Below are 6,263 nucleotides of genomic sequence, written 5' to 3' on the forward strand. Positions count from 1 at the left end.
TAGTTCTTCAATCGACTGAATGACAACTGTCATTCAAACGATTGAAGAGCGGACTGCTCAGACGGGAGAACAGGTGGGCACGGGCGCGGTGTTGGTTCCGTTCCAGGAGGCCAGGAAACCGAAGGTGGCCGTCGCTCCGGTGGCCAGGGTGCCGTTCCAGCTCACGTTCCGCACGCTCACAGTGGCCCCGTTCGCGGTGAGCGTGCCGCCCCAGATCTGCGTGATCTGCTGGCCGTTGGCGAACGTCCAGCCGACCGTCCAGGCGTTCGTCGTGGCGGCACTCGTGTTCTTGACCGTGACCTCACCCTGGAAGCCGCCCGTCCACTGCCCGACGTTCTTGAACGTCGCCGTGCAACCGCCCACCGGTGTCACGGTGGGAGTGGGGGTGGGCGTCGGCGTGGACCCGCCCGGGGTGAGGAAGTTCACCAGCGCCGGATACCAGCGGTCGGACATCTTCTGGTCGCCCGAGGCGTTCGGGTGCACTCCGTCATACGTGTCCGCGCTCGTGCTGAACCCCGTCCACTGGTCGACGACCACGATCGGCGACTGCTGGGTGGAGGTGGCGGCGGCCCAGGCGGGGATTGCGTTGTTGAAGGTGACGGCGCGCTGCCCGCAGTCGGCGCAGTTGGACGGGCTCATCGGGATGATCTTCGCGACCAGGATCTTCATCGCGGGGTTGCTGGCCCGCATCTGGTTCACCAGTGTGGTGAACGCGCTGAGGATCGTCGCGGGCGCGATGTTGCTCCACACGTCATTGGTGCCGAAATGCATCACCACGATGTCGGGCCTGGTGGCCGCCAGCCAGCCGGGGAGCTGGTTCTGGGCGGCCACGTTCGTCGCCAGGAAGCCGCCGTGGCCCTCGTTGTCGCCGTCGTACGACACCGAGCAACCCTGCGGCGGCAGCGTGCCGACGAAGTCGATGTTGGTGTAGCCGGTGCTCTGGAGCCTGTTCCACAGCAGGGCCCGCCAGCAGCCGGGCGAGCCGGTGATCGAGTCGCCGAGGGGCATGATCCTGGTGGCGGCGGCGCTGGCCGGTGTCGTGGTCAGGAAGAGTACCGTTCCGATCAGGGTCAGCACGGCCACCACCAAGGCGCTCATCCGCGACATCGTCAGCTCCCGAAGATCGTGGGTCTGCCGAGAGCGTAGGAGCGCGCAGAGGCGGCGGAAAGGCGGCCGGTCCGGGTGGGTCTTCCGACCTGCGCCGTTGCCCGGAGCGGCGTGTAACTTTCAGAATTTGCCGACCAACCTGGCAACTGATTACCTGATTACATGAACAATAAGGAAGTGCCGACCTTATACGAATGGGCGGGCGGGGCAGAGGCGCTGGAGCGGCTCACCGAGGCGTTCTACGAGCAGGTGCGGAAGGACGACCTGATCGGCCCGCTGTTCGCGCACATGGACCCCGGCCATCCGCGATATGTGGCGATGTGGCTCGGTGAGGTGTTCGGCGGCCCCGACCACTACACCAAGGAGCGGGGCGGCTACCCCCACATGCTCTCCCAGCACCTCGGCAAGGGCATCACCGAGCCGCAGCGGCGCAGGTGGGTCAACCTGCTGATGGACGCCGCCGACGAAGTGGGACTGCCCGACGATCCCGAGTTCCGGGCCGCCTTCGCCGGCTACATCGAGTGGGGCACCCGGCTGGCCGTGCACAACTCGCAGCCCGGCGCGACGCCCCCGACCAGGGCTCCGGTGCCGCACTGGGGCTGGGGAGTCGCCCCGCCGTACCAGCCGTAGGACGTCGCGCCCCTGGTCGTAGCCTGGAGGTCACCGACGAACCACCAGGAGCGGGGCATGACACGCGGGCGGCTGCGCATCGACCTAGGCGCGGCCCCCGGCGTTGCCGCGAACGCGCCGCCGCCCGCGCGCCGCCCGCCCGCCGCGCTCACCCGAGACCGGCGGATCGCCGGCTGGGTGCTGGCGCTGCTCGGGCTGCCGCTGCTCACGGCCGTCATGCTGGCGTTCGCCGAGCAGCTCACGCTGCCGAGCGAGATCCTGTTCTTCCTGCTGCTGGTGGTCGCGGTCGCCCTGGTGGGCGGCAGGTGGCCGGCGCTCACCGCGGCGGTGCTCGGCTTCGCCCTGCTCAACTGGTTCTTCACGCCGCCGCTCCACACGCTGACGATCTCCGCGCCGGAGAACCTGTTCGCGCTGACCACCTTCGTCCTGGTCGCCGCGATGGTCAGCACGGTCGTCGACCAGGCGGCCCGCCGCAGCAGGGAGGCCACCCGGGCGCGCGCCGACGCCGAAGTGCTGTCCACGCTGGCCGGCCACGTCCTGCGCGGCGACTCGGCGCTGCCGTCCCTGCTGGCCAGGCTCAGAGAGGTGTACGGGCTGGCGTCCGTCACGCTGCTGGAGCGCGACGGCGACTCCTGGCACGTCGTGGCCACGGCCGGAGGGCCGCCGTCCACCTCGCCGGGCCATGCCGACACCGACGTGCCCATCGACGACGACCTGGTGCTGGCCGTACGGGGGAGGCCGCTCGACGCGGCGGACCGGCAGGTGCTCGAGGCGTTCGCCGCCGAATCGGCGGTGGCGCTGCGCCAGGAACGCCTGCGCGAGGAGGCCGAGCGGGCCAAGCCGCTGGCCGAGGCCGACAGGATGCGCACCGCGCTGCTCGCGGCCGTCAGCCACGACCTGCGCACTCCGCTCGCCGCGGCCAGGGCGGCGGTCGACAGCCTGCGTGGGACAGAGGTCGACTGGACCCCCGAGGACCGCGCGGAACTGCTGGCCACCGCGGGCGAGTCGCTCATCAAGCTGGACCGGCTGGTGTCGAACCTCCTCGACATGAGCCGCCTGCAGGCCGGCGTGCTCGGCGTCACGCTGGAACCACTGGCGATCGAGGACGTCGTCCCCCAGGCGATCGCCGATCTCGGACCGCTGCGCGACCGCGTCCACGACGGGTTCAGCGGTGAGGTTCCGGAGTTCATGGCCGACGCGGCGCTGCTGGAGCGGGTGCTGGTGAACCTGATGTCCAACGCCGTCCGCTTCAACCCGCCCGATCGCAAGGTCGTGATCTCGGCGAGCTCGTACGGCGAACACGTCGAGCTCCGCGTCATCGACCGGGGACCCGGCATTCCGGCGGAGGCTCAGGAGCGGGTGTTCATGCCGTTCCAGCGCCTGGGCGATCGGCAAGGCGTGGGGCTGGGCCTCGGGCTGGCGCTGTCCCGCGGGCTGACGGAGGCCATGGGTGGGACGCTCACGCCGGAGCAGACGCCTGGAGGGGGCTTGACCATGACCGTTTCGCTGCGGAGGGCTCCTTGACCCGCGTGCTCGTGGTGGACGACGAACCGCAGATCTTGCGGGCGTTGCGCATCAACCTGGTCGCCAGAAGCTATGAGGTAGCCGTCGCGCCGGACGGCACCGCCGCGCTGCGCCAGGCCGCCGACTGGCATCCCGACCTGATCATCCTCGACCTCGGACTGCCTGACCTGGACGGAGTGGACGTCATCCACGGGCTGCGCGGCTGGACGAGCGTGCCGATCATCGTGCTCTCGGGACGGGCTGGCAGCCCCGACAAAGTGGACGCGCTCGACGCGGGAGCCGACGACTACGTGACCAAACCGTTCGGCATCGACGAACTGCTCGCGCGCATCCGCGCGGTGACACGCCGCATGGGGCCGGCTCCCGACGAGCCCGCGACCGTGCGGGTGGGCGAGCACCTGATCGATCTCGCCAGGAAGACGGTGTCCGGCGGGGTACGGCTGACGCCCACAGAGTGGCATTTCCTGGAGCTGCTGGTACGCAATCCCGGCAAGCTGATCAGCCAGCGCCAGTTGCTGAGGGAGGTGTGGGGGACTTCGTATGTGAAGGAGACCCATTACCTGCGGCAGTACATGGCTCAGCTACGCCGCAAGCTGGAGCGCGATCCGGGGCATCCCGTACACCTGCTGACAGAGCCGGGAATGGGTTACCGCTTCCAGCCGTAGCCGCCTACTCCGGCGGGAAGTACGTGTCCTCCAGCGGATCCGCGAAGGCGTCGGACTCGCGGGGGTCCTCCTCGTTCACCCATCTGGAGATGCTTCGCGCGGCCTCGTCATCGATCTCGAGGATTCTGTGGCGTTGCGGGAGCCTGTCCATGTACATGGCGGTGGCGGACAGCTGTACGTCATCGCCCATGTCGTGACTGATTTCGTAAAGTTGATCGCTCATGGGACTCACGCCTTGGTGATCATCAGAGTTGTCTTACGTACGGTCCATGCGGCCAGCGCGACACCGAAGGCCAGCTGGAAGACCCGCATCCAGAAGGTGGAGCTGTCGTTCATATAAATCACGACACCTAGCCACACGAGGCTGAAACCGCCGACTAGGACGATTGCTGCCCAGTTGAACCATCGCTGCCACATATGCGCAGTCTTACAGCCGGTCGACCAAGGCTGGGTAAGTGAGTGGTCGTCTTCTGGTCACCTGGGCTCCCCGTGCGTACGGCCTCCCTACCCGGTGGGGTTGGTGCCGATGACGACGGTGGCGTACAGCTCATCGGAGCGGGCCACGCGCGGGGTCAGCCCGCCGGCGGCCATGGCGTCGGCCGTCCGCGCCGCCTGGCCCTCGCTCGTCTCGACCAGCAGCCGACCGCCCGGTGCCAGCCACGGCGGCGCCTCCGCGATCACCCGCCGCACGACGTCGAGCCCGTCCGCGCCACCGTCGAGCGCCACCAGCGGCTCGTGGACGCGGGCCTCCGAGGGCAGCAGCCGGATCGCCTCGGTGGGCACGTACGGTGGGCTGGCGATCAGGATGTCGACGCGACCCCGCAGGGTGGCGGGCAACGGCTCATATAGGTCGCCCTCGTACACCTGGCCACCGATGGGAGCCAGATTGCGGCGCGCGCACTGTACCGCGGCGGGGTGCAGGTCGGCGGCGTGCAACTCGACCCCGTCGAGGATCGCGGCCAGCGCGGCGCCCATCGCGCCCGTCCCGCAGCACAGATCGACGACGACGGTGGCCGACCGGCCGCCCAGCGCGGCGGCCTGGCTGATGAGGAACTCCGTACGCCGGCGCGGCACGAACACCTCGGGATCCACCGTGACCCGCAGCCCGCAGAACTCCGCCCAGCCGAGAACGTGCTCAAGAGGGAGACCGGCGACCCGCTGGTCGACCATGGTGGTGAGATCGTCCGGCGTCCTCGCCGTTGAGATGAGCAACTCCGCCTCGTCCTCGGCGAAGACACAGCCGGCGGCCCGGAGCCTGCTGACGATGGCGGATTGGTGGACAGATGACGGAAAAACCGACATGAGCGCCTTTCGGAAAGCCAATGAGCGCTCCCTAGGCCACCTACGTCAGGTGGACCGCACAACCATGAGACGGGAGCACCCAGCCTGCTACAGCGGTAATGGGTCTCACCTCCTCGGCGGGTCCATCGCTGGAGACGGCAACATTACCGGACGTCCTGTTCGGCACGCCAACGGCCGGTCTCGCCCGCCTCGCCCGTCTTCTTGCACCGCACTTTTCGTATCGGAGCGCTTCAGTGGGGCAGCGTACGGGCGGAGCCGACGCAGCGGCGCAGTCGCATGCCTCTCGCCGGCCGAACCTGAGCCGGCTGCTCCAGGCACGCCAGCAAGGCGGCCGCCGCGCGGGCGTCGGCCAGGATGCGCTGCACGGCCTCACCGTTCTCGGGAAGCTGGCCACGTTCGGCGAGCTCGTGCTTGATGAAGGCCAGCGGGTCGGGCGCGTCCACCGCCTCGGCCGCCACCGTGGCCCGGGCGGCGGTGAGCAGACGCAGGTAGTACGTCCGCAGGACGGCCTCACGCATACGCGCGTGCTCCAGGTCGTCGATCAGCGTCCGGGCGACTCGGAGGAGGTCTCCAGCGTGAGTCGCGTCGTCGGCAAGGAAGGCGCGGATGTCATCGAACTCCGAGCGGGTCATTGCGGACACCTCCAGGGACGCAGATTGCTCGTAGCTACTTCGTACACAGGGGCGATTGCGGATGACTTGCTTTCGGCTTGTCTCCGCCATGTCGACCGCCTGCCCTGGGGCCGGTCCGAGATCGGCAGGTTTGAGCATCCTGAGGGCAGGGAAGGACCTCATGATTACCTGTACGGCACGAAGCAGCCGTAGGTGGCTGCTAGAGTTGCTCAGGCAGGGCGGCGCGGGGGTTCGCGAAGAACCTCGGACGATGCCCAGCACCTCCCACTTACTCCTGGTTCGTCCAGATGGTTCGCACCATCCGGATGGGCTGGTAAGTTAGAGGGGTTGTCCCGGAAACGGGGCGGTGTTTATTCCAGAAGGTCGATGCGAGTCGGGTCAATTTGACACCGGGTCGGGCGGC

General features: G+C 68.6%; 7 protein-coding genes. 3 read left to right on the top strand and 4 right to left on the bottom strand.

Annotated features, from left to right (window positions below; translation table 11 throughout):
* Positions 1-57: 57 nt before the first annotated feature.
* Complete coding sequence (locus ACGFNP_RS60700; RefSeq protein WP_358341856.1) at positions 58-1,098, bottom strand: cellulose binding domain-containing protein; 1,041 nt, start codon at positions 1,096-1,098, stop codon at positions 58-60.
* 186 nt (positions 1,099-1,284) lie between these two features.
* On the opposite strand from ACGFNP_RS60700, the gene ACGFNP_RS60705 reads away from it, so the two are divergent.
* Genes ACGFNP_RS60705 through ACGFNP_RS60715 form a run of 3 tightly spaced genes read left to right on the top strand, consistent with a single transcriptional unit; the run spans position 1,285 to position 3,926 of the window.
* The gene (locus ACGFNP_RS60705) at positions 1,285-1,737 is read left to right on the top strand and encodes a group II truncated hemoglobin (protein WP_358341859.1); all 453 of its coding nucleotides are present in this window, start codon (positions 1,285-1,287) and stop codon (positions 1,735-1,737) included.
* 57 nt (positions 1,738-1,794) lie between these two features.
* On the top strand, positions 1,795-3,261 hold the full coding sequence (locus tag ACGFNP_RS60710; protein WP_358341862.1) for a DUF4118 domain-containing protein: 1,467 nt from the start codon (positions 1,795-1,797) through the stop codon (positions 3,259-3,261).
* Positions 3,258-3,926 (top strand): response regulator, encoded by a 669-nt coding sequence (locus ACGFNP_RS60715; RefSeq protein WP_358341865.1) that lies wholly within the window; start codon positions 3,258-3,260, stop codon positions 3,924-3,926. The genes ACGFNP_RS60710 and ACGFNP_RS60715 overlap by 4 nt, the downstream gene beginning before the upstream one ends.
* 4 nt (positions 3,927-3,930) lie before the next feature.
* On the opposite strand, the gene ACGFNP_RS60720 is transcribed toward ACGFNP_RS60715, so the two are convergent.
* The 3 genes from ACGFNP_RS60720 to ACGFNP_RS60730 all read right to left on the bottom strand — a co-directional run bounded on the left by ACGFNP_RS60720 (position 3,931) and on the right by ACGFNP_RS60730 (position 5,860).
* The gene (locus ACGFNP_RS60720) at positions 3,931-4,149 is read right to left on the bottom strand and encodes a hypothetical protein (protein WP_358341868.1); all 219 of its coding nucleotides are present in this window, start codon (positions 4,147-4,149) and stop codon (positions 3,931-3,933) included.
* Positions 4,150-4,430: 281 nt separating this feature from the next.
* On the bottom strand, positions 4,431-5,228 hold the full coding sequence (locus tag ACGFNP_RS60725; protein ID WP_393334288.1) for a putative protein N(5)-glutamine methyltransferase: 798 nt from the start codon (positions 5,226-5,228) through the stop codon (positions 4,431-4,433).
* Between the two features lie 230 nt (positions 5,229-5,458).
* Positions 5,459-5,860 carry a hypothetical protein gene (locus tag ACGFNP_RS60730; protein ID WP_393334280.1) on the bottom strand — a complete coding sequence of 134 codons (402 nt, stop codon included), beginning with the start codon at positions 5,858-5,860 and terminating at the stop codon, positions 5,459-5,461.
* Positions 5,861-6,263 lie beyond the last annotated feature (403 nt).

Source organism: Nonomuraea sp. NPDC049269 (genome assembly GCF_043197155.1).
GTDB lineage: Bacteria > Actinomycetota > Actinomycetes > Streptosporangiales > Streptosporangiaceae > Nonomuraea.